19 protein-coding genes are annotated in these 22,156 nt (G+C 65.0%); 9 read left to right on the top strand and 10 right to left on the bottom strand.

The genetic code is table 11. The features are described from left to right. Positions 1-137: 137 nt before the first annotated feature. From HGR_RS02725 to HGR_RS02690, 8 genes are all read left to right on the top strand, one after another. Positions 138-497 (top strand): FKBP-type peptidyl-prolyl cis-trans isomerase, encoded by a 360-nt coding sequence (locus HGR_RS02725; RefSeq protein WP_006296542.1) that lies wholly within the window; start codon positions 138-140, stop codon positions 495-497. Between the two features lie 164 nt (positions 498-661). After that, positions 662-1,186, top strand: coding sequence for a nucleotide exchange factor GrpE (gene grpE / locus HGR_RS02720; RefSeq protein WP_006296541.1), 525 nt, complete (start codon positions 662-664; stop codon positions 1,184-1,186). A 44-nt stretch (positions 1,187-1,230) separates the two neighbouring features. Further along, positions 1,231-3,201 carry a molecular chaperone DnaK gene (gene dnaK / locus HGR_RS02715; protein ID WP_272941482.1) on the top strand — a complete coding sequence of 657 codons (1,971 nt, stop codon included), beginning with the start codon at positions 1,231-1,233 and terminating at the stop codon, positions 3,199-3,201. A 135-nt stretch (positions 3,202-3,336) separates the two neighbouring features. Continuing rightward, positions 3,337-4,470: a molecular chaperone DnaJ gene (gene dnaJ, locus HGR_RS02710; protein WP_006296539.1), complete on the top strand. Its 1,134-nt coding sequence runs from the start codon at positions 3,337-3,339 to the stop codon at positions 4,468-4,470. 168 nt (positions 4,471-4,638) lie between these two features. Beyond that, on the top strand, positions 4,639-5,301 hold the full coding sequence (locus HGR_RS02705; RefSeq protein WP_006296538.1) for a phosphoethanolamine transferase domain-containing protein: 663 nt from the start codon (positions 4,639-4,641) through the stop codon (positions 5,299-5,301). 86 nt (positions 5,302-5,387) lie between these two features. Further along, positions 5,388-5,975, top strand: a complete 588-nt coding sequence (locus HGR_RS02700; protein WP_006296537.1) for a GbsR/MarR family transcriptional regulator — start codon at positions 5,388-5,390, stop codon at positions 5,973-5,975. A gap of 2 nt (positions 5,976-5,977) precedes the next feature. Next, the gene (locus tag HGR_RS02695) at positions 5,978-7,372 is read left to right on the top strand and encodes a cytochrome ubiquinol oxidase subunit I (protein WP_006296536.1); all 1,395 of its coding nucleotides are present in this window, start codon (positions 5,978-5,980) and stop codon (positions 7,370-7,372) included. Between the two features lie 14 nt (positions 7,373-7,386). Continuing rightward, on the top strand, positions 7,387-8,412 hold the full coding sequence (locus HGR_RS02690) for a cytochrome d ubiquinol oxidase subunit II (protein WP_006296535.1): 1,026 nt from the start codon (positions 7,387-7,389) through the stop codon (positions 8,410-8,412). Positions 8,413-8,470: 58 nt separating this feature from the next. On the opposite strand, the gene HGR_RS02685 is transcribed toward HGR_RS02690, so the two are convergent. From HGR_RS02685 to HGR_RS02670, 4 genes are all read right to left on the bottom strand, one after another. Beyond that, entirely contained in the window at positions 8,471-9,697 is a 1,227-nt protein-coding gene (locus HGR_RS02685) for an MFS transporter (protein WP_039852089.1), read from the bottom strand. A 169-nt stretch (positions 9,698-9,866) separates the two neighbouring features. After that, a complete protein-coding gene (locus HGR_RS02680; protein WP_006296533.1) occupies positions 9,867-10,076 on the bottom strand; it encodes a YgaP family membrane protein in 210 nt (69 codons plus the stop codon). 59 nt (positions 10,077-10,135) lie between these two features. Continuing rightward, complete coding sequence (locus HGR_RS02675) at positions 10,136-13,450, bottom strand: efflux RND transporter permease subunit (protein ID WP_050797366.1); 3,315 nt, start codon at positions 13,448-13,450, stop codon at positions 10,136-10,138. A 16-nt stretch (positions 13,451-13,466) separates the two neighbouring features. Beyond that, entirely contained in the window at positions 13,467-14,462 is a 996-nt protein-coding gene (locus HGR_RS02670) for an efflux RND transporter periplasmic adaptor subunit (RefSeq protein WP_006296531.1), read from the bottom strand. A 111-nt stretch (positions 14,463-14,573) separates the two neighbouring features. Here HGR_RS02670 and HGR_RS02665 point away from each other — a divergent pair, with 111 nt between their 5' ends. After that, the gene (locus HGR_RS02665) at positions 14,574-14,912 is read left to right on the top strand and encodes an ArsR/SmtB family transcription factor (RefSeq protein ID WP_039852140.1); all 339 of its coding nucleotides are present in this window, start codon (positions 14,574-14,576) and stop codon (positions 14,910-14,912) included. A gap of 112 nt (positions 14,913-15,024) precedes the next feature. Here the strand turns inward: HGR_RS02665 and HGR_RS02660 are convergent, their stop codons facing one another. The 6 genes from HGR_RS02660 to HGR_RS02635 form a co-directional block, all read right to left on the bottom strand. Continuing rightward, positions 15,025-15,996 carry an NAD(P)H-dependent flavin oxidoreductase gene (locus HGR_RS02660; protein WP_006296529.1) on the bottom strand — a complete coding sequence of 324 codons (972 nt, stop codon included), beginning with the start codon at positions 15,994-15,996 and terminating at the stop codon, positions 15,025-15,027. Positions 15,997-16,046: 50 nt separating this feature from the next. Beyond that, a complete protein-coding gene (locus HGR_RS02655) occupies positions 16,047-17,855 on the bottom strand; it encodes an acyl-CoA dehydrogenase (protein ID WP_006296528.1) in 1,809 nt (602 codons plus the stop codon). A gap of 63 nt (positions 17,856-17,918) precedes the next feature. After that, a complete protein-coding gene (locus tag HGR_RS02650) occupies positions 17,919-18,863 on the bottom strand; it encodes an electron transfer flavoprotein subunit alpha/FixB family protein (RefSeq protein ID WP_006296527.1) in 945 nt (314 codons plus the stop codon). A gap of 110 nt (positions 18,864-18,973) precedes the next feature. Beyond that, the gene (locus HGR_RS02645) at positions 18,974-19,723 is read right to left on the bottom strand and encodes an electron transfer flavoprotein subunit beta/FixA family protein (RefSeq protein ID WP_006296526.1); all 750 of its coding nucleotides are present in this window, start codon (positions 19,721-19,723) and stop codon (positions 18,974-18,976) included. Between the two features lie 61 nt (positions 19,724-19,784). Then, positions 19,785-21,122, bottom strand: a complete 1,338-nt coding sequence (locus tag HGR_RS02640; RefSeq protein ID WP_006296525.1) for a mechanosensitive ion channel family protein — start codon at positions 21,120-21,122, stop codon at positions 19,785-19,787. Between the two features lie 9 nt (positions 21,123-21,131). Next, positions 21,132-22,085: a histone deacetylase family protein gene (locus HGR_RS02635; RefSeq protein ID WP_006296524.1), complete on the bottom strand. Its 954-nt coding sequence runs from the start codon at positions 22,083-22,085 to the stop codon at positions 21,132-21,134. Positions 22,086-22,156: the final 71 nt, after the last annotated feature.

Here is a 22,156-nt window from a genome sequence, read left to right as displayed (position 1 = left end):
CGTGCGATCCGAGGAATGGCGAGCACAACAATATGTAACAAGCCCGTTCTCGAATGGCATAATCGAGGACAAGCTATCAAAAATGGAGCGCTCCTCGTGCGAGGCTGCGCTGCCCTCCCCGGATCAGAAGGATTTCCATGGCATTCATCACCACTCCGAGCGGCCTGCAATACGAAGACACCGTCGTCGGTGAGGGCCCTGCGGCCCGACGTGGCCAAGCTGCGACGGTGCATTACACCGGATGGCTCTACAAGAATGGCCAGCAAGGCCCCCAATTCGATTCCAGCCGCGACCGCAAGGAGCCTTTTGAATTCGCGCTCGGCTCTGGCATGGTGATCGAGGGCTGGGACCAGGGCGTCACCGGCATGAAGGTCGGCGGCAAGCGCACCTTGATCATTCCCCCGGGGCTGGGCTATGGCCTGTTGGGCGCCGGTGGCGTGATTCCGCCCAACTCCACCCTGAAATTCGACATCGAACTGCTGTCCCTCGCGGGCTGAGACCCACGGACGGAAGTTCGGCGCTGATGCCGTCTCGGCCAAACTGGCCGGGTTTTGGGCCAAAACCTGGCTTTTTTCGGCGATCAAAGCCGTTTGAGCCCTTGAAAATATAAAAGCCGCCCCCATCTGGGCGGCTATTGTTTTCTTTTGTCCTCTTTTCACCGATGACCGACCCCCAAGCCACGCCCTCCACCGAGAGCACCCATGTTGATCTGAATGGCGATCCGCTGGCTCAGGCACACGCCGAGTTGGCCGAGTTGAAGGCCAAGAGCGCTGAATTGGCAGACCAGTACCTGCGGGCCCAAGCGGATGTGCAGAACGCCCGACGCCGGGCCGATGAAGAGATTTCCAAGGCTCGCAAGTTCGCCATCGAGGCCTTCGCGGAAAGCCTGCTGCCCGTGGCCGACAGCCTCGAGGCGGGTCTGGCGATCAAGGACGCGACGCCGGCCCAAATCCGCGAGGGCGCCGAAGCCACGCTGCGCCAGTTGGCGGCCGCATTGGAACGCAACAAAGTGATCGCCATCGCCCCCGCGCCGGGCACGAAGTTCGACCCGCACCAACACCAAGCCATCAGCATGGTGCCGGCCGAGCAAGAAGCCAACACGGTGGTGAGCGTGCTGCAGAAGGGGTACACCATCGCGGACCGCGTTTTGCGCCCGGCCTTGGTCACGGTGGCCGCGCCCAAGTGAGGCCTTGAAAGCCGGCGACTTATCCACAAGTAATCCTCACCCGAATTTCACACCATTCCAGGAGTAAGCACATGGCCAAGATCATTGGCATCGACCTCGGCACCACGAACTCGTGCGTCGCCATCATGGAAGGCAACACCACCAAGGTGATCGAGAACGCCGAAGGCGCGCGCACCACCCCGTCCATCATCGCCTACCAGGAAGATGGCGAAGTGCTGGTGGGTGCGTCCGCCAAGCGCCAGGCGGTCACCAACCCGCGCAACACGCTGTACGCGGTCAAGCGCCTGATCGGTCGCAAGTTCGAGGAAAAGGAAGTCCAGAAGGACATCGACCTCATGCCCTACACCATCGCCAAGGCCGACAACGGCGATGCCTGGGTCGAGGTGCGTGGCAAGAAGCTGGCCCCTCCGCAAGTCAGCGCCGAAGTGCTGCGCAAGATGAAGAAGACCGCCGAGGATTACCTGGGCGAGCCGGTCACCGAGGCCGTCATCACCGTTCCGGCCTACTTCAACGACGCCCAACGCCAAGCCACCAAGGACGCGGGCCGCATCGCCGGTCTGGAAGTCAAGCGCATCATCAATGAACCCACCGCCGCGGCGCTGGCCTTCGGCCTGGACAAGGGCGGCAAGGGTGACCGCAAGATCGCCGTCTATGACCTGGGCGGTGGCACGTTCGACATCTCCATCATCGAAATCGCCGATGTGGATGGCGAGATGCAATTCGAAGTGCTGTCGACCAATGGCGACACCTTCCTGGGCGGCGAGGACTTCGACCAGCGCATCATCGACTACATCATCACCGAGTTCAAGAAAGAGTCTGGCGTCGACCTGACCAAGGACGTTCTGGCCCTGCAGCGCCTGAAAGAAGCCGCGGAAAAGGCCAAGATCGAGCTGTCCTCGAGCACGTCGACCGACGTGAACCTCCCCTACATCACGGCCGACGCCTCGGGCCCCAAGCACCTGAGCATCAAACTGACCCGCGCCAAGCTGGAAAGCCTGGTGGAAGAGCTGATCGATCGCACCATCGCTCCCTGCCGCACGGCCATCAAGGACGCAGGCGTGGCCGTGGGAGACATCCAGGACGTGATCCTCGTCGGTGGCATGACCCGCATGCCCAAGGTGCAGGACAAGGTCAAGGAGTTCTTCGGCAAGGAACCGCGCAAGGACGTGAACCCCGACGAGGCTGTTGCCGTCGGCGCGGCCATCCAGGGCCAGGTGCTCAGCGGTGACCGCAAGGACGTGCTGCTGCTCGACGTCACCCCGCTGTCCCTCGGCATCGAGACCCTGGGCGGCGTGATGACCAAGATGATCAGCAAGAACACGACCATCCCAACCAAGTTCGCGCAGACCTTCTCCACCGCCGACGACAACCAACCGGCCGTGACCATCAAGGTCTTCCAGGGCGAGCGCGAGATGGCCAGCGGCAATAAGCTGCTGGGCGAGTTCAACCTGGAAGGCATCCCGCCGGCGCCGCGCGGCCTGCCGCAGATTGAAGTGGCCTTCGACATCGACGCCAACGGCATCCTGCACGTGAGCGCCAAGGACAAGGGCACGGGCAAGGAAAACAAGATCACCATCAAGGCCAACTCGGGATTGTCCGAGGAGGAAATCCAGAAGATGGTGAAGGATGCGGAACTGAATGCCGCCGAGGACAAGAAGAAGCTGGAAATCATCCAGGCCCGCAACCAGGCCGACGCCACCGTGCACGGCGTGAAGAAGAGCCTGGACGAGCATGGCAGCAAGCTGTCCGAGGCGGAGAAGTCCGAGATCGAGACGGCGATCAAGGAAGTGGAAGAGGCCATCAAAGGCGACGACAAGGCCGCGATCGACGCGAAGACCGAGGCCTTGCTCAAGGCCAGTCAGACGCTGGGCGAAAAGCTGTATGCCGAGCAGCAGGCCGCCGCCGCAGGTGCAGCCGCCGCCGGACATGCCACGGACAAGGCCGAGCCGCAAGGCACGTCACGCCCCCAGGACGACAACGTGGTGGATGCCGAAGTCAAGGAAGTCCGCAAGTGATGCGGGGCGGCGCCCGTCCTGGCTCCTTGGACGGGACGTCGCCGCCCTGGACGGTTGACGCTGCCGCGTCGACGAACGGGTCCGCCCCGTGCGTCGGCGCGGCGGTTTCGCTTGAAAGAACATCGGAACAAGCAGATGGCAAAGCGTGACTATTACGAAGTCCTGGGCGTCGCGAAAGGCGCCAGCGAGGACGACATCAAAAAGGCTTACCGCAAGCTGGCAATGAAGTACCACCCCGACCGCAATCAGGGTGAAGGCGCCAAGGCTGCGGAGGAAAAATTCAAGGAGGCCAAGGAGGCCTACGAGATGCTGACCGACGCGCAAAAGCGCGCGGCGTATGACCAATACGGTCATGCGGGCGTCGATCCGAACATGCGCGGCGGCGGGGACAGTGGCTTTGCCGCGGGCGGTTTCGCGGAAGCCTTTGGTGACATCTTTGGCGACATGTTCGGCCAGCAGCGCGGTGCGCGCGGCGCGCGTCAGGTCTACCGGGGCGGTGACCTGAGCTACGCGATGGAAATCACGCTCGAGGAAGCGGCGCGCGGCAAGGACGCGCAGATCCGCATCCCGAGCTGGGACGGTTGCACCACCTGCAGTGGCACGGGCGCCAAGCCCGGCACCCAGGTCAAGACCTGCACCACCTGCCACGGCTCGGGCCAGGTGCAGATGCGCCAGGGCTTTTTCAGCGTGCAGCAGACCTGCCCGCATTGCCAGGGCACGGGCAAGATCATTCCCGAACCCTGCCCCAGTTGCGCTGGCCAGGGCCGTATCAAGCGCCAGAAGACGCTGGAAGTGAAGATCCCCGCCGGCATCGACGACGGCATGCGCATCCGCAGCACCGGCCATGGCGAGCCGGGCATCAATGGCGGGCCGCCGGGCGACCTTTACATCGAGATCCGCATCAAGAAGCACGATATCTTCGAGCGCGACGGCGACGACCTGCATTGCACCGTGCCCATCAGCATCGTGACGGCGGCGCTGGGCGGAGAGATCGAGGTGCCGACCTTGCAAGGCAAGGCGGCCATCGACATCCCCGAAGGCACTCAGACGGGCAAGCAGTTCCGCCTGCGCGGCAAGGGCATCAAGGACGTGCGTTCCAGTTACCCGGGGGACCTGTATTGCCACATCAGCGTGGAGACGCCGGTCAAGCTCACCGAGGCCCAACGCAAGCTGCTGCGCGAACTGGACGATCTGCTGAAAAAAGGCGGCGCCAAGCATTCCCCCAGCCAAGGAGGCTGGGCCGACCGGCTGCGCAGCTTCTTCAGCTGACCGCGTTGACCCGCGCCGCTCGCCCCCGGCGGGCGGCATGGCCCACGCACCAAGGGCCACGGGGGCTGCCATGGCCCCTCCTTGAAAATTACGTTCGCTGCAGGGATTAACGCCTTGTTACCCCAAAGCCGTAGGAAAGTTGGATGAACGGGACCACAATGCCTCGCCATGGCTCTGCGTCTCTTTCACGTCACTGAATTCGCGCAATCTTCCATCTCTCCGGCGGCTCAGCGTTCATCTTGGCACCCCACCACGGTGCTGGTGCTGATCAACCTCTGGATCACCGTGGCGGGCAATGTTCCCTTGTGGCGCGCGATCTCGCGCGCTCCGGAAGCCGCACTGGCAGGACACAGCGTCTTCGGCCTGACCCTGTATTTCGCCCTGCTTTGCGCGACGTCCCTGGGCTTGCTGCTGACCGCATTCAACTGGTCCGCCCTCTTCAAGATCGTGGCCACCATGTTGCTGTGGCTCACCGCCCTCAACACAGAGCTACTCTGGACCGGGCAGACCGCGCTGTTGCTGGACGTTGGTCATCTGAAAAGCGATCTGGGCGGCTTGATCACCCACGTCAGCCAACGTCCGTGGTGGCAACACCTTGTGTTCTTGGGACTGCTCGCGGCCCTGCCAACGCTCTGGCTGTGGAACCTCAACATCCGCCGGGTACGGCTGGGCCGGCGCTTCCCGCAAAATCTGCTGCTGGCGCTGTTCTGGGCCACCGCGCTCGCAGCGGTCTGGTTCATCGGACGGAATTCCTTCCTGCCGGTCTTGCAGAGCACCCCTTGGATTGACTTGCTCACCCCTTTCAACACCTTGCTCAGTCTGGTGCGCTGAGCCCAGCAGGAACGACATGACCCTGTTGGCATCCTGAATTTTCAGTATTTACTGAAAATTCAGCAAGGACATGACAGAATGTCGGCATGTCAGACAAGCACTCTCTTGCCCCTCTCTCGCGCCAGTTCGTCTCGCATTTCGGCGAAATGGGCAGCCGCTGGGGGATCAACCGCACGGTGGGCCAGATCTATGCGCTCATCTTCATTTCTCAACGCCCGCTGAACGCGGATGATATCGCCGAGACCCTCGAGTTCTCCCGATCGAACGTCAGCATGGGGCTGAAGGAACTGCAGGCCTGGCGCCTGGTTCATTTGCGCCACCAGCCCGGCGACCGTCGCGAGTACTTCGAGGCACCGTCCGACGTATGGGAAATCTTCCGCGTGCTGGCCGAGGAACGGCGCCGCCGAGAGATCGAACCCACGCTGTCCATGCTGCGCATGGCCCTGCTGGAGGAACCCAGCAGCGAGGCGGAACGGCATGCCCAGGAACGGATGCGCCAGATGCACGAGCTGATCGACCGGCTCATGACCTGGTTCGACGACGTGCAAAAGCTCAGCAACGAGACCGCGCTGCAGCTCATGGGCATGGGCAGCGCCGTGACCAAGGTGCTCGAATTCAAGGACCGCGTGACGGGACGCACCCCCCGGCGCGACCCGGACAACCAGAGGACATGACCATGGACGCCCTGCTCGCCGCGCGCATACAGTTCGCCGCCAACATCAGCTTTCACATCCTGTTCCCGACCATCACCATCGCCCTGTGCTGGCTGCTGCTCTTCTTCCGCATCCGTCAGTCCCTGGCCACCCGGCGTGAAGGCGCGGAGAGCGCCAATGCGCTGGCCTGGGAGCAGGCTTATTACTTCTGGACCAAGGTCTTCGCCCTGACCTTCGCGCTGGGCGTGGTGTCGGGCATCACCATGAGCTTCCAGTTCGGCACCAACTGGCCCGGCTTCATGGAGCGTGCTGGCAACATCGCCGGCCCGCTGCTGGGCTACGAAGTGCTCACGGCCTTTTTCCTCGAAGCCACCTTCCTGGGCATCATGCTGTTCGGACGCGGACGGGTCTCCGAGCGCACGCATTTCATCGCCACGCTTTTGGTGGCCTTGGGAACCACGCTCTCGGCCTTCTGGATTCTCGCGCTCAATTCCTGGATGCAGACACCAGCCGGGTACACGCTGATCGATGGCCGCTTCCATGCGCAGGATTGGTGGGCCATCGTCTTCAACCCGTCCTTCCCCTACCGCCTGGGCCACAAATTGCTGGCCTCGGCGCTGACCGCTTCCTTCCTCGTGGCGGGCCTGAGCGCCTGGCAATTGCTGCGCCGCACCGCCACGCCCGGTACGCACAAGGCCTTGCGCACGGCCATCGTGACGGCGGCGGTCGCCATTCCCTTGCAGATCTGGATGGGCGACTTGCATGGCCTCAACACCCTGGCCCATCAGCCCGCCAAGATCGCCGCGATCGAAGGCATCTGGCACACCGAGCGCGGTGCCCCACTGACGCTGCTGGGCTGGCCCAGCGAGAAGGAAGGCCGCACTCTGTACGCCGTGCAGATTCCCAAGGGGGCCAGCCTCATCCTCGCGCACGACGCCAACGCCGAACTGCAAGGTTTGGAGGCCTTCGCCGGCAAGCATCCGCCGGTGGCACCGGTCTTCTGGAGTTTCCGGGTGATGGTGGGCATCGGCCTGCTGATGCTGGCCGTGGCCTGGTTGTCGGCCTGGAAGCTGTACCGCGTCGGCAGCGCCGGCCTGCCCCGTTATTGGCTATGGACCTTGGCGGCGATGACCTTCTCCGGCTGGGTCGCCACGCTGGCGGGCTGGTACGTGACCGAGATCGGCCGCCAGCCCTGGATCGTCTACGGCCTCGTGCGCGCGGCCGACGTCGTGGCCGACCACGCCACCGGCATGGTGGTGACCACGCTGGTGGCCTATCTGGTGGTCTACGCCTTGCTGCTGCTCGCTTACATCGGCGTGCTGAAGTACATGGCCGAACACCCAACGCCTTCATCCCCTGTCACGCCCCATACCCAGCCCAACCGCGCATCGGTGAACCCGCGCGCGCCCCAAGCCTGACGAAAGAGACGACCATGGACTTGTCGCTGAACGGGGCCACCGTGCTCCCCTTGATTTTCATGGCGGTGATGGGCTTGGCCCTGCTGGTCTACGTCGTCCTGGACGGCTACGACCTGGGCGTGGGCTTGTTGCTGCCCTTCGCCACCGAGGCGCAGAAAGACCTCATGGTGTCGAGCATCGGCCCGTTCTGGGATGCCAACGAAACCTGGCTGGTCCTGGGCGTGGGCGTGTTGCTCGTGGCCTTCCCCCTCGCCCACGGCATCGTGCTGTCGGCGCTGTACCTGCCGGTGGCGGTGATGCTGATTGGCTTGATCCTGCGTGGCGTGGCCTTCGATTTCCGCGTCAAGGCGCCGGCCGGCCACAAGACCTTGTGGAACCGCCTGTTCGCGTTGGGTTCTCTGCTGGCCTCGCTGGCACAGGGTTGGATGCTGGGCAGCTACCTGACCGGTTTCGACTTAGCCCCCTTTGCGTTGCTGTTCTCGGCCGGCATTGCCATCACGCTGCCCACGGCCTATGCCCTGCTGGGCGCGGGCTGGTTGCTGATGAAGACCGAGGGCGAGCTGCGCTCGCGTGCCATGGCGTGGGGCCGACGCGTGTTCTGGCCCATGGCCGCGGCGCTGGGCGCGATTTCCATCGCCACCCCGCTGGCCAGTCCAGCGGTCTATGCGAAGTGGTTCGTGCTGCCGGAGTTCTTCGCTCTGCTGCCCATCCCCTTGGCCAGCGCCGCCGCGCTGGCCGCGGCCTGGCTGGTGCTGCACCGCCCGCGCGTGGTGGAGGCAGGCTATGGCTGGGTCGTGTTCGTCGCGACCGTCATCGTCTTCGTGCTCGCGTTCTTCGGCCTGGCCTACAGCCTCTACCCTTACATCGTGGTGGACCGGTTGACCGTCTGGCAGGCCGCGAGCGCGACCGAGTCACTGGTGGTCATCCTGATCGGCGTGGCCATCACCCTGCCGGCCATCATCGCCTACACCATCTTCATGTACCGCGTGTTCTGGGGACGGGCGGGTGCCTTGAGCTACGGCCCGTCCACCGGGTCTTGAATCCAAGCCCTTGATGCCAGCGCCCAGAACCTGAGCGCCCCACCATCGCTGGCCACGGTCAGACCGGGCGGGGCGCCTCGCGATTCACACGCGCACCCCAGGCCAGCAGGGCCAGCACGATGGCGATCAAGGGCAGCATGAGGGCATTGATGACATCCCAACCCGCGCTGCCCAGCAGACTGCCGGAGCCGAAGGACGCCACGGCCACCACGCCAAACATCAGAAAATCGTTGAAGGCCTGGACCTTGGCGCGTTCGGCCGCGTTCTCCTGACGGTACACCTCGGTCAAAAGCGCCGTGGCGCCGATGAAGCCGAAGTTCCAACCCACGCCCAGCAGCACCAGCGCTCCCCAGAAATGCAGGAGTTCCAGCCCGGCCAGCGCCAGCACGCCGGAAGCGGCGATCAGCAACAGGCCCGCCGCAGTGACCTGGGTCTTGCCAAAACGCGTGATCAAACGACCGGTGAAGAAACTGGGCGCGAACATGGCCAGCACATGCCACTGGATGCCCAGTGCCGCCTCGCCCACGGTGTGGCCACAGCCCACCATGGCCATGGGCGCCGCCGTCATGATGAAGGCCATCAGCCCGTAGGACACCACCCCCGCCGAGAGGGCGACGATGAAGCGCGGGCTGCGCGCGATCTGGCCGAGGGAACGAGCCTCGGCTTCGAGCCCCTTCGCCGAATCGGCGGCCTCCGAGCCCTTGGGTATGCGCAACGCGATCAGCAAGGGCAAAGCCAGCAGCGCCAGCACGGCCTGCGCCGCGAAGCTGCCTGCGAAAGGTGCGTCGGGCCAGGCATCACGCGTCCAGATCACTGCCTGCGGTCCGATCACGGCGGCCACCAGCCCCCCAATCATGATCAGCGAGATGGCCTGCGCGCGCAGCGGTGGCGCGACGGTGTCAGCCGCCGCGAAGCGGTAGCTCTGCACATTGGCGCCGTAATACCCAGCCAGGGCCGTGCCCAGGCAAAACAGCAGGAAGCCGCCTTGCACGATCCCGGTCGCTGCCACGCCCCCGGACACCACCGCCAGCAACGCGCCCAGCACATAAGCCACGCGGCGCCCCAGACGACGCATCAGGAAAGCAGCAGGCAAGGTGGACAAAGCCAGCCCCAGGCTGTAGAGACTCACGGGCAAAGTGGCGAGCGCGGGACGACTGGCCAGCATCTGTCCCACGATGCCGCCCAGGGAGATGATGATGGGCGCGGAAGCCGCGCCCAGGGACTGAGCGGCGATCAACAAGCCCAGATTGCGCCGCGCGCTCACGGTCATGGCAGAAGAGTTCATAGGGGCAGCTTAAAGAGAATGCTGAAACAGGACTTGGCATTGTCCTCCTCGGTGGGCAGACGCACGGAAGCCATCCAGGCCGGTGTGCATCTTCCCGGCGGCGGGGCATCATGGAACAGCTTGCCGCCGCGCGCGGCTTCACCCAAACACCCACAGCGCTGCGCTGCTTTCAACAGCCGCCTCGCACGCCCAGGCGGCGCAGGATGAACTCCATCAGACACCACTGCGTGATGCCGCTTTGCAGCAGGTTGAGGCCGACGAAGGCGGTAAAGGCCAGCCACCAAGGGCTGACAAACAGCGGACTGCTCGGCACGCCCAGGGCCAGGGACAGCAATACAAAAAGACCAGCAATGATGCGGACGATGCGCCAGGAAGTCATGAGGTTCTCCTTGATGAAGTGGCAGTGAAAACAGAGGTGACAGTGAAAATGGATGGGGATCAGGACGCCGTGGTCGCATTGGCCACGTGGGGGGCGAACGGGGTCGGCTCGTACGTCTTGCGGTAGGCCGCGTAGTACAGCGTCGGAATCACCACCAGCGTGAGTACGGTGGAGACCAGGATGCCGAAGATCAGCGCGATGGCCAGACCGTTGAAGATCGGGTCGTCCAGAATGAAGAAGGCTCCCGCCATGGCGGCCAGACCCGTCAACAGGATGGGCTGAGCCCGGGTGATCGCCGACTGCACCACCGCCTCGGCAAAGGTCACGCCCTCGGCCAAGCGCAGGTGGATGCAGTCCACCAGCAGGATGGAGTTGCGCACGATGATGCCGGCCAGCGCGATCATGCCGATCATGCTGGTGGCCGTGAACTGCGCGTTCAGCAGGGCGTGCCCGGGCATCACGCCAATGACCGTGAGCGGGATCGGCGCCATGATGATCAACGGCGTGAGGTAGGAACCGAACTGCGCCACCACCAGCAGGTAGATCAAGACCAGGCCGACGGCATAGGCCAGGCCCATGTCGCGGAAGGTTTCGTAGGTGATCTGCCATTCGCCATCCCACTTGATCGCGTAGCCGCGCAGCGTGTCATCGGGCGGGGCCACAAAATACTCGTTCAGCGCGCCACCACCCGGCGGCGTGATGCGCGATATGTCAGCGCGGGCCGCGAACATGCCGTAGATCGGGCTGTCCAATCGGCCGGCCATGTCGGCGACGACGTAGTTCACCGGCCGCAGGTCCTTGTGATAGACCGGCTGCTCGCGCTGAGCGTCCACCACGCGCGTGAGCTCGCGGATGGGCACCAACTGGCCCGCGTTGCCATGCACCTGCAACTGCAACAAGGCGTCCAGATCACCATGGCGCTCAGCAGGCAGTTGCAGCACCACCGGCGTCGGGTACTTGCTCCCATCCCGCATCCAGGTGACGGATTCCCCCGCCAGCCCCGCACGCAACGTCGCGACCAGGTCGGCCTGGGCAACACCCGCCATGGCCGCCTTGGCGCGATCGACCAGCAGCAACTGCCGGGGTGCCGACGCGAGGGCGCTCTCGTCCACATCCACCACGCCCGACGTGGCCTTCAGGATCTCGCGCACCTGGCGCGCCACGGCTTGGCGACCCTCGGCCTCGGGGCCGTAGATCTCCGCCACGATGGGCGCCAGCACCGGCGGACCGGGCGGAACCTCCACCACCTTGACGTTGGCGCCAAAACGCGCACCGATTTCCTGCAAGTTGGGCCGCACCCGCGTGGCGATGGCGTGGCTCTGGGCCTTGCGATGGGCCTTGTCCACCAGATTGACCTGCACATCCCCCACGTCACCGCCCGCGCGCAGATCGTACTGACGCACCAGGCCATTGAAGTTGATCGGTGCGGCCGTGCCCGCGTAAGCCTGGTAGTCGCTGACCTCGGGCACGGTGGCCAAGTAGGCCCCCATTTCACGCAGCGCGGCGGCGGTGTGCTCCAGCGGCGTGCCCGCGGGCATGTCCACCACGACCTGGAACTCCGACTTGTTGTCAAAGGGCAGCATCTTCAGCTGCACCCAGCCGACCACCGGCAGCAGCACCGACACGGCGATGAGCGCCAGGATGCTCAGCCAAAGTTTGCGGCGCTGTCCCGCGCCGCGCCGCGCGTCCAGCAGCGGCGCGAACAGCCGGCGGAAGTAAGGCGCCAAGCGCGCGCCCAAGCCCTGCGGCGGGCCCTCGGTCTGAACGCCATGGGCAGGGGAAGACCTCATCCACAAGCGAGCCAGCCAAGGCGTGACGACAAAGGCGATGACCAGCGAGAGCAGCATACCCATGCTGGCGTTGATGGGGATGGGACTCATGTAGGGGCCCATCAGCCCACTCACGAAAGCCATGGGCAACAAGGCCGCGATGACGGTCAGTGTCGCGAGGATCGTGGGACCTCCCACTTCGTCCACCGCGCCGGGAATCAACTCGGCCAAGGTCTTGTCGGGGTAGAGGGTCTGATGTCGATGGATGTTTTCGACCACGACGATGGCGTCGTCCACCAGGATGCCGATGGAGAAGATCAGCGCGAACAGCGACACGCGGTTGAGCGTGAAGCCCCAGGCCCAGGATGCGAACAGCGTCACCGTCAAGGTCAACAGCACGGCCGATCCCACGATGGCCGCCTCGCGTCGACCCAGGGCCAGGAACACCAGGGCAACCACCGAGGCCGTGGCGAACAGCAGCTTCTGAATCAGCTTCTGGGCTTTGTCGTTGGCGGTGGCGCCGTAATTGCGCGTCACGGCGACTTCCACGTCCCCGGGGATCAAGGTATTCTTGAGCGATTCGACCCGCGCGATGGCGGCATTCGCCACATCGATGGCATTCTCGCCGGGCTTCTTGGTCAGAGTCAGTGTGACGGCCGGGTATTCGCCACCGGTCACACCCGCCTTCTCGGCGGGAATGCCATGCCAGACGTAGGACTGGGGCGGCGGTGGTCCGTCGGCGATGACGGCGACGTCACGCAGGTAGACCGGGCGACGATCACCAGCGACACTTCGCGCAGCGACCACCAGCGACCCGACGTCCTCGGCCCGCTCCAACCAGGGGCCGGCTTCGAGCGCCACGGTCCGATTGCCCGCGATCAGTTCGCCGACGGACGCGCCCGCGTTGGCCGACAGCAGCACGGCGCGCACATCCGACACGCTGACGCCCGCGGCGGCCATGCGCGCGGCGTCGATTTGCACCCGCACGGCGCGACCCGGTCCGCCGAGGGTGCGCACGTCCTTGGTTCCTTTGACGCGCTTGAGCTCCACTTCCATGGCGTGGGCCACACGCTCCAAATCCAAGGCGCTGGCCTCGGGCCGCCGATCGAACAAGGTCAGGCTGACGATGGGAACGTCGTCGATCCCCTTGGGCTTGACGATGGGCGTGAGCGCGCCCAGGTTGGCCGGCAGCCAGTCGGCATGGTCGCGCAACGTGTCGTGCAGCCGGACCAGCGCCTCGCTCTGCGCGACACCGACCTTGAATTGCACGGTCAACACCGCCAGACCAGGACGCGAGACCGACATCACGTGCTCCACGCCGGCCATGCGCGACAGCACCTGCTCGCCGGGCGTGGCGATGACCTGTTCCACATCCCGCACCGAGGCGCCCGGGAAGGGCACCATCACATTCGCCATGGTCACGTCGATCTGCGGCTCTTCCTCCCGCGGCGTGACCGCCACGGCGAAAACACCCAAGAGCAGCGCCACCACGGCCAACAGCGGCGTGATCTGCGCGGACTGGAATAGCGCCGCCACACGGCCGGAGATGCCAAGCCGGCCGGCGCCTGAAGCGCCGGTTCGGGAATCAGGGGAAGGATTCGACATGTCTGACCTTTCGATTTCAGGGCAAACGCAAGGCGCGCTGTGCGTCGGTGACCACCCGGTCGCCGTCCGCCACGCCACTGAGGATTTCAACGCGTTCGCCTTCCGCCGGTCCTGGCCGCACTTGGCGCAAGCGTGCCTGGCCACCCGCGCCCACCACGTAAACGCCGGTCATGTCACCGCGCCGCACCAAGGCCGTCGCTGGAACGAGAATGCGACCCGCGGCCTGTTCCGGCGCGGCCAGCCAGACCCGGACGTACATGCCCGGAACCACGCCCGAAGCCGACTTCGGCAAATCGAAGCGCAGCTGCGCCGTGTGCGAGACCGGGTCCACGGCGGGCAGCAGACGTGTCGACTCCACGATCCGTGAGGGCTGGCCATTGAGTTCATAACGCAACACCGGTTCGGTGCCCACGCTCGACAGCAGGGCTTGGGGCACCGAGACCGTCACGCGCAGAGCGGCCGGGTCATACAGCACCAGCAACGGTCGCCCCGGCATCGCCATGTCACCCAGCGCCACCGGCACCTCGCGCACCACGCCGGCATAGGGCGCGGTGAGCACATGGAAATCGGTCTGCACCTGGCTGGCACGGGCCTGCGCCAAGGCCCGGTCCAGCGCACCCTGGCTGATGAATTGCTGATCGAACAACTGGCGCTGGCGCTCATATTCCTTCGCAGCCACATCGCGCTGGACCTGGGCCGCCTCGCCATCGATGCGCACAAGGGGCTGACCGGCCCGCACGGTGTCACCAGCCTTCACGCGCAACTCCAGGATGGCCCCTTGCACCTGGGCCGAGACGGTAGTCTCCCGCACCGCCTCGACCGTGGCTTCGAGGCTGACCCAGCGCGGCTGGGCCGCTGCCCGCACGACGATCGAGGGCGGCGGCGACGCCTGCACATCCTGCGGGACCGCCTGCGCACCCTGAACCGACAGCGGCCATATCGCCACCGAGAGGGCCGCAGCCACCCAGGCGTTCAGGCTGGCGCGCCGAGAGAAAGTAGAGCGGTAGTGCATGGTTGAAACTCCCTGCCAAACATCGATGAGCGGCATTATTCCATCATTTGCGCAATTGCGCAAATGATCGAATAAAGTTATCATCCGCCCATGTCCAAGAACAAGCTCGCCATGGAATCGATGCCGCTGGAGGCCCTGCGGGACGTCGCTGCCTATTTCCAGGCCCTGTCGGAGCCCACGCGCTTGATGATCCTGAATCAGTTGCGCGGTGGAGAAGCCAATGTCAGCGAACTGGCCGAAGCCTGCGCCTGCAGCGTGGCCAACGTGTCGCGGCACCTGACCTTGCTGTCCAAGCATGGCCTGGTGGAGCGCGACAGCCGAGGTGCCAACGCCTACTACCGGATCGCCGATCCCTCGGTCAATGCCTTGTGTGACCTGGTCTGCGGCAATATCGCGCGCCATCTGGAACGCGGCGAGGCGCGCCGCAGCGCCTTCCAACGCCAGGCTTGAGCATCAACACCGCCGCGCCAGCGGCGGCACTCGCACCCCAAAACGGCCATCTGAAATGAAACGGCCCGGTGAACCCGGGCCGTGAAGCGACAGCGAAAGGCAGTGTGCCCGCTCAGACCGCCGCGTTCGCAAGGTCCAGCAAGCGTGCTCGCGCCGCTTGGTACTCGCGCGCCAACTGCGCGACGTACTCCGCCGCGCCTTGCACACGATCAATGGCGCCGATGCCCTGACCGGAGCCCCAGATGTCCTTCCAGGCCTTCTTGGCATCGCCGCCGAAGTTCATCTTGCTCGGGTCGCTCTCGGGCAAGTGATCCGGGTCCAGCCCCGCCGCGCGGATGCTGGGTTTGAGGTAATTGCCGTGCACCCCCGTGAACAGATTACTGTAGACGATGTCGTCGCTCGTGCCCTGCACGATGGCCTGCTTGTACGCGTCCACCGCGCGTGCCTCGTGCGTGGCAATGAAGGCCGTGCCGATGTAGGCGAAGTCCGCGCCCATGGTCTGCGCCGCCAGGATGGAGGCGCCGGTCGAGATGGAACCTGACAAGGCCAAGGGCCCATCGAACCACTGTCGGATTTCCTGCACCAAGGCGAAGGGGCTCTTGGTGCCCGCATGCCCGCCCGCGCCCGAGGCCACGGCGATCAGGCCGTCCGCGCCCTTCTCGATCGCTTTGTGGGCAAAGATGTCGTTGATCACATCGTGCAACACCACGGCGCCATAGCTGTGCGCGGCCTGGTTGATTTCCTCACGCGCGCCCAGCGAAGTGATGTAGAGCGGCACCTTGTACTTGACGCACAAGGCCATGTCCTGCTCAAGACGCTCGTTGCTCTTGTGCACGATCTGGTTGATCGCGAAGGGCGCGGCGGGACGATCCGGGTGGGCCTTGTCCCAGGCAGCCAGGGCTTCGGTGATCTCGGCCAGCCACTCGTCCAGCTGCGAGGCAGGCCGTGCGTTCAAGGCGGGCATGGAGCCAACGATGCCGGCTTGGCACTGGGCGATCACGAGTTGCGGATTGCTGATGATGAAGAGCGGCGAGCCGATGACGGGTAGGCGCAGCTTGCTGAAGACAGCGGGAAGTCGGGACATGGGCGGAGCGTCTCCGTGGATGTTGTTCGTGGCTCTGAGACGAATCTGCCTCAGAAGGCTTCCAAGGGCAGCGCGGTCACGCTGGCCGCGCCTTCGACGATGGCAGCGCGCTGGCCAGCCGTGCGCGTCAGGATGTGCTCGGCGTAGAAGCGTGCCGTCGTGATCTTGGCTTGCATGAAGGCCGCGTCTTCTGACAGATTCGCCTGGGCGGCCAGCAGGGCACGGGCAAGTTGCCAGCCTGCCATCAGGTTGCCCGCCAGCATCAAGTAGGGCACGCTGCCCGCATAGACGGCGTTCGGGTCTTGCTGAGCCACGAGGAAGTCCACCACGTCCACGAAGGCCGCGCGCGCGGCAGCCAGGTGCCGGGCGACGGCCAGCGCGTCCACGCCGCCCTGGCGCTTGAGCTCGGCCTCGGTGGCCTCGACCTGCGCGGCAATCGCCTTGGCGGTCTGACCGCCATCGCGCAGGGTCTTGCGGCCCACGAGGTCATTGGCCTGGATGGCGGTCGTGCCTTCGTAGATGGTCAGGATCTTGGCGTCGCGGTAGTGCTGGGCCGCGCCGGTCTCTTCGATGAAGCCCATGCCGCCGTGCACCTGCACGCCGAGCGACGTCACTTCGAGGCTCATCTCCGTGCTGTAACCCTTGACCAGGGGCACGAGGAATTCGTAGAAGGTCTGGTTCTGCTTGCGCGCCTCGGCGTCCGTGTGGTGGTGCGCGGCGTCGTAAGCGGCAGCGGCCACGCTGGCCATGGCACGGCAGCCCTCGATGAGTGCGCGCGAGGTCATCAGCATGCGCCGCACGTCCGGGTGGTGGATGATGGCCGCACTGGCCTTGATGCTGCCATCCACCGGACGGCTTTGCACGCGGTCCTTGGCGTAGGCCACGGCCTGCTGGTAGGCGCGCTCGGCCACGGCGATGCCCTGCACACCCACGGCGTAGCGGGCCGCGTTCATCATGATGAACATGTACTCGAGACCGCGGTTCTCCTGGCCCACGAGGTAGCCCACGGCACCGGGCCCGGTGCTGCTCGCGATGCTCGCCACCATGCCGTCGCCGTACTGCAGCACGGCGGTCGGCGACGCCTTGATGCCCATCTTGTGCTCGATGCTCACGCACTGCACGTCATTGCGCTTGCCGAGGGAACCATCCGGGTTCACCAAGAACTTGGGCACCAGGAAGAGGCTGATGCCCTTGATGCCCTCGGGCGCCCCCGTCACGCGTGCCAGCACCAGGTGGGCGATGTTGTCCGCCATGTCGTGCTCGCCATAGGTGATGAAGATCTTGGTGCCGTAGACCTTGTAACTGCCATCGGGCTGCGGTTCGGCACGGCTGCGTACCAGGGCCAGGTCAGAGCCGGCCTGTGGCTCGGTCAGGTTCATGGTGCCGGTCCACTCGCCGCTGACCAGCTTTTCCAGGTAGATCGCCTTGAGTTCGTCCGAACCCGCGGTCAGCAGGGCTTCAATGGCGCCGTCGGTCAGCAAGGGGCACAGCGCGAAGCTCAGGTTGGCGCTGTTGACCATCTCAATGCAGGCCGCACCAATGGCCTTGGGCAGGCCCTGGCCGCCAAAGTCCACCGGGTGTTGCAGGCCCTGCCAACCGCCCTGGGCAAATTGGCGGAAGGCATCCTTGAAGCCCGGCGTGGTGGTAACGGTGCCGTCCTTCCAACTCGAAGGCTGGACATCGCCCGCGCGGTTCAGCGGGGCAACAACCTGCTCATTGAACTTGGCGGCTTCTTCCAGCACGGCCTGGGCCGTCTCGAAACCCGCGTCTTCGAAGCCGGGCAGGCTGGCGATCTCGTCGATCCGCGCCAGGTGACGCAGATTGAACAGCATGTCTTTCAGGGGCGCCTTGTAGCTCATGGTCTTTGTCTCCGGAAACAAAAAAGGGGCGTCACGGCGACGTGACGCCCCGTGTGCACTCGATCAGAGCGCCTTCACCAGTTCGGGCACGGCCACGAACAGATCGGCTTCCAGGCCGTAATCGGCCACGCTGAAGATCGGGGCCTCGGGGTCCTTGTTGATCGCCACGATCACCTTGGAGTCCTTCATGCCGGCCAAGTGCTGGATGGCGCCGCTGATGCCGGCCGCGATGTAGAGCTGGGGCGCGACGATCTTGCCAGTCTGGCCCACTTGCAGATCGTTGGGCGCGTAGCCCGCGTCCACCGCCGCGCGCGAGGCGCCGATGGCGGCGCCCAGCTTGTCGGCCAGCGGGGTCATCACTTCGTTGAACTTCTCGCTCGAACCCAGGGCGCGTCCGCCGGACACGATGATCTTGGCGGCGGTCAGGTCGGGGCGGTCGTTCTTGGCGATTTCCGAGCCCACGAAGCTGCTCTTGCCGCTGTCCGCAGCCGCTGCAGCGCTTTCCACCGCGGCCGAGCCGCCGGTGGCCGGCGCCGGGTCAAAACCCGTCGTGCGCACGGTGAGCACCTTCACCTTGTCCGCGCTCTGCACGGTGGCGATGGCGTTGCCCGCGTAGATGGGTCGCTCGAAGGTGTCGGCGCTCACCACCTTGGTGATGTCGCTGATCTGGGCCACGTCCAGCTTGGCCGCCACGCGCGGCGCCACGTTCTTGCCCGAGGCCGTGGCCGGGAAGAGGATGTGGCTGTAGTTGCCGGCCCCACCTTGAACGAGCGCCAGGACCTGGGCGGCCACGTTCTCGGCCAGGCCATGTTCCAGACCCGCCGCATCGGCGTGAATGACCTTGGCCACGCCCGCGATCTTGGCGGCGGCTTCGGCGGCGGCCTTGGCGTTGTGGCCCGCCACCAGCACATGCACGTCCCCGCCCAGTTGCGCGGCGGCAGTCACGGTGTTGAGGGTCGCGCCCTTGATGGACGCATGGTCGTGTTCGGCAATCACGAGAGAAGTCATTTTTTGATCCTTGACGTATCTGGTTTCCCTTTCAGGGCTCCCGAGGAACCGGCTGGGCCAGGCCACGGGAGCGTCCCCTTGAGGGGAAGGCGCGCAGCGCCTCAGGGGTGTTAAATCACCTTCGCTTCATTCTTCAGCTTGGCCACCAGGGTGGCCACATCGGGCACCTTCACGCCGGCGCCGCGCTTGGGCGGCTCGCTGACCTTGAGGGTCTTGAGGCGCGGCTTCACGTCCACGCCGAGGTCTTCGGGCTTGAGCGTGTCGAGCTGCTTCTTCTTGGCCTTCATGATGTTGGGCAGCGTCACGTAACGCGGCTCGTTCAGGCGCAGATCGGTCGTGATGATGGCGGGCAAAGTGATCGAAAGCGTCTCCAGGCCACCGTCCACTTCGCGGGTCACCTTGGCCTTGCCATCGGCCACTTCCACCTTGGAGGCGAAGGTGGCCTGCGGCAAATCGGCCAGGGCGGCCAGCATCTGACCGGTCTGGTTGGCGTCGTCGTCGATGGCCTGCTTGCCCAGGATCACGAGCCCGGGCTGTTCCTTGTCCACCAGGGCCTTGAGCAGCTTGGCCACGGCCAGGGGCTGCAGCTCCTCGCTCGTCTCGACCAGGATGGCGCGGTCGGCGCCAATCGCCATGGCCGTGCGCAGGGTTTCCTGGCACTGGGTGACACCGCAGGAGACTGCAATCACCTCGGTCGCGACGCCTTTTTCCTTCAGGCGCACAGCCTCCTCGACGGCGATTTCGTCAAAGGGGTTCATGCTCATCTTGACGTTGGCGATGTCCACACCGGTGCTATCCGCCTTGACGCGGACCTTGACGTTGTAGTCCACCACGCGTTTGACGGGGACGAGGACTTTCATGCGCGCTCTCCTGCAAAATTAAGAAAATAGAACGACCGTGCGATTTCTGTGAGGCCGCATTCTAAACGGAGCTTTTGCCCCCGCCATCGGTCCGTGTGGGATGCGAAGGGGTTTCGCCCCGCCAATGCACCACACGCTGCGGGTAGGGAATGTCAATCTTCGCCGCACGCAAGCCCTCCAGGATGCCCAGATTGATGGCGGAACGCAGGGCGCCGTGGCCCAGTTCCGGATCGTCGATCGCGAATGTGAGCGAAAAATCCAAACCATCGGCCCCAAAGTTGTCCAGGGTGGCCACGGGCACGGGATTGCGACGCACGCGCGGCTGGTTCAATGCGGCATCCACCAGAATTTGCATCACCTGCGCTGTGTCGCTGTCATACCCAACCGAGATGTTCAGGGTCAGCGATACGTAGGTGCCCGGCGACAGGTTCTCCACGCGCTGGGTGATGAAGAGTTCATTGGGCACGACGGTTTCGCGGCCATTGAGCGCGCGGATCAGGGTGTACCGTGTCTTGATATCGGTGACCACGCCCTCGAAGCCATCCACCCGCACCATGTCGCCGATGCGCAGGGAACGTTCCAGCAGGATCACGAAACCGCTGACGTAGTTGGCCGCCAGTTTCTGCAGGCCAAAACCCAAACCGACCCCCAAGGCGCCGCCCAGCACCGAGAGCGCTGTCAGGTCCACCCCCACGGCGGACAAGGCAAACAGCAGGCCGATGAACAGCAGGCCAGCGCGGATCGCGTTGGCCGCGATCTTGCGCATGGACAGATCGCCCACCCCGCCGCGCAGGATGCGCTTCTCCAGGGTGGCGGAAATCCACAGCACCACCACCAGCATCACCGACGAGGAAATGGCACCTTCGAAAATGGTGCGCAGGCTGATGCGCGTCTGTCCGAAGGCGAAGGTGATGTCCTCCATTTCGGCCTGAACCGCGGGCAGCAAGCCCGTGATCCACAGCACGGCGCCGGCCCAGGCCAGCCAGGACACGGACTGCTCGATGAACTTCACCGAGGCCGACTCCGGGAAGGACGCCCGCAGCACGCGCACGAACAGGCGGATCACCGCCAGCGACACGAAGATGGGCAAGGCCACCTTGAGCAGCAGCACGGGCTGGTAGAGCGCCACGCCGTGCCGTGCCGCGTAGATCAGCAGCAAGGTCAGCAAGGGAAACAGCAGGCCATCGATGGTGTGCTGGCCAAACCACACCGACTCGAAACGGTGCGACTCTGGCTTGTGCTCGGAGTTGCTCGGCACGTTCCCACGCCCCACGCGGTACCCCGCGTACCGGGTCACGCCCCAGGCCAGGCCCAGGCAGGCCAGCAACACCAGGGCCTCGATCCAGACGACGGCTTCGTCCCACTCTTTCAACAGATTGCGCAGTTCAGTGATTTCCATATCCGTCCATTACACATCCGCCAACACGCGCACATGGGCTTCCACGCTGCGGCCGAGGGCGCTGAGGTTGTAGCCGCCTTCCAGGCAGGACACGATGCGTCCCTTGCCATGGCGGCGGGCCACGTCCATCAAGCGCTCCGTGATCCAGGCGTAATCGGCCTCGACCAGTCCGAGCTGACCCATCTCGTCCTCGCGGTGCGAGTCAAAGCCCGCGCTGATGAAGATCATCTCGGGCCGATGCGTCTCCAGTCGAGGCATCCAGTAAGTCTCGACCAACTCTCGGATTTCCATGCCCTTGGTGTAGGCCGGCACGGGGATGTTGATCATATTGTCCGCGCTCGGCGGCTCCCCGCTGTGCGGATAGTAGGGATGTTGGAAGAAGCTGGCCATCAGAATGCGCTTGTCGCCCGCGATGATGTCCTCGGTGCCATTGCCATGGTGCACGTCGAAGTCCACGATGGCCACCCGCTTGAGGCGGTGGCGCTCCAGCGCGTACTTCGCGGCCACGGCGACGTTGTTGATGAAACAAAAGCCCATGGCTTTGTCGCGCATCGCATGGTGGCCCGGCGGGCGCACGGCGCAAAAGGCGTTCTGGAACTCACCCGCGATCACCGCGTCGGTCGCCGCCATGGCCGCACCCGCGCTGCGCAGGATGGCGTCCCAGGTGGCGGTGTTCATGGAGGTGTCGGGATCGATCACGGCGTAGCGCGGACCGCCCGCGGCCTCGTCGTCGGCCAAGGTCGCGCTCAGGCCGCGCAGCGCGGCGATGTGCATGCGCTCGTGCGCCAGCTCAAGCTCGTCGAGCGAGGCCAGCGGCGCTTCCACGCGGGTGAGGGCGACGTCCAAGCCACTGGCGATCAGCCGGTCCTCGATCGCGTCCAGGCGCTGCGGGCACTCGGGATGGTCCGGCCCCATCTCATGCTTTCGGCAGTCGCCGTGGGTGTAGTAACCGGTTCCGCTCATCGCCGCTTGCTCCTCGTTTGTCTTTGCCGACCTGGCCGGCCTAGGGCTCAGGCCACGGCACGCGCCATATC

This window comes from Hylemonella gracilis ATCC 19624, from assembly GCF_000211835.1.
GTDB classification, from domain to species: Bacteria; Pseudomonadota; Gammaproteobacteria; order Burkholderiales; family Burkholderiaceae_C; genus Hylemonella; species Hylemonella gracilis.
The sequence above is the reverse complement of the archived record's forward strand: the minus strand, read 5'-3'. Positions and strand labels throughout refer to the sequence as shown.

Bases quoted from the DNA above. Each gene is read 5' to 3' on its own strand.
- HGR_RS02725 (WP_006296542.1), top strand. From the start codon at position 138: ATGGCATTCATCACCACTCCGAGCGGCCTGCAATACGAAGACACCGTC.
- grpE (WP_006296541.1), top strand. From the start codon at position 662: ATGACCGACCCCCAAGCCACGCCCTCCACCGAGAGCACCCATGTTGAT.
- dnaJ (WP_006296539.1), top strand. From the start codon at position 3,337: ATGGCAAAGCGTGACTATTACGAAGTCCTGGGCGTCGCGAAAGGCGCC.
- HGR_RS02705 (WP_006296538.1), top strand. From the start codon at position 4,639: ATGGCTCTGCGTCTCTTTCACGTCACTGAATTCGCGCAATCTTCCATC.
- HGR_RS02700 (WP_006296537.1), top strand. From the start codon at position 5,388: ATGTCAGACAAGCACTCTCTTGCCCCTCTCTCGCGCCAGTTCGTCTCG.
- HGR_RS02695 (WP_006296536.1), top strand. From the start codon at position 5,978: ATGGACGCCCTGCTCGCCGCGCGCATACAGTTCGCCGCCAACATCAGC.
- HGR_RS02690 (WP_006296535.1), top strand. From the start codon at position 7,387: ATGGACTTGTCGCTGAACGGGGCCACCGTGCTCCCCTTGATTTTCATG.
- HGR_RS02685 (WP_039852089.1), bottom strand. From the start codon at position 9,697: ATGAACTCTTCTGCCATGACCGTGAGCGCGCGGCGCAATCTGGGCTTG.
- HGR_RS02680 (WP_006296533.1), bottom strand. From the start codon at position 10,076: ATGACTTCCTGGCGCATCGTCCGCATCATTGCTGGTCTTTTTGTATTG.
- HGR_RS02675 (WP_050797366.1), bottom strand. From the start codon at position 13,450: ATGTCGAATCCTTCCCCTGATTCCCGAACCGGCGCTTCAGGCGCCGGC.
- HGR_RS02670 (WP_006296531.1), bottom strand. From the start codon at position 14,462: ATGCACTACCGCTCTACTTTCTCTCGGCGCGCCAGCCTGAACGCCTGG.
- HGR_RS02665 (WP_039852140.1), top strand. From the start codon at position 14,574: ATGGAATCGATGCCGCTGGAGGCCCTGCGGGACGTCGCTGCCTATTTC.
- HGR_RS02660 (WP_006296529.1), bottom strand. From the start codon at position 15,996: ATGTCCCGACTTCCCGCTGTCTTCAGCAAGCTGCGCCTACCCGTCATC.
- HGR_RS02655 (WP_006296528.1), bottom strand. From the start codon at position 17,855: ATGAGCTACAAGGCGCCCCTGAAAGACATGCTGTTCAATCTGCGTCAC.
- HGR_RS02650 (WP_006296527.1), bottom strand. From the start codon at position 18,863: ATGACTTCTCTCGTGATTGCCGAACACGACCATGCGTCCATCAAGGGC.
- HGR_RS02645 (WP_006296526.1), bottom strand. From the start codon at position 19,723: ATGAAAGTCCTCGTCCCCGTCAAACGCGTGGTGGACTACAACGTCAAG.
- HGR_RS02640 (WP_006296525.1), bottom strand. From the start codon at position 21,122: ATGGAAATCACTGAACTGCGCAATCTGTTGAAAGAGTGGGACGAAGCC.
- HGR_RS02635 (WP_006296524.1), bottom strand. From the start codon at position 22,085: ATGAGCGGAACCGGTTACTACACCCACGGCGACTGCCGAAAGCATGAG.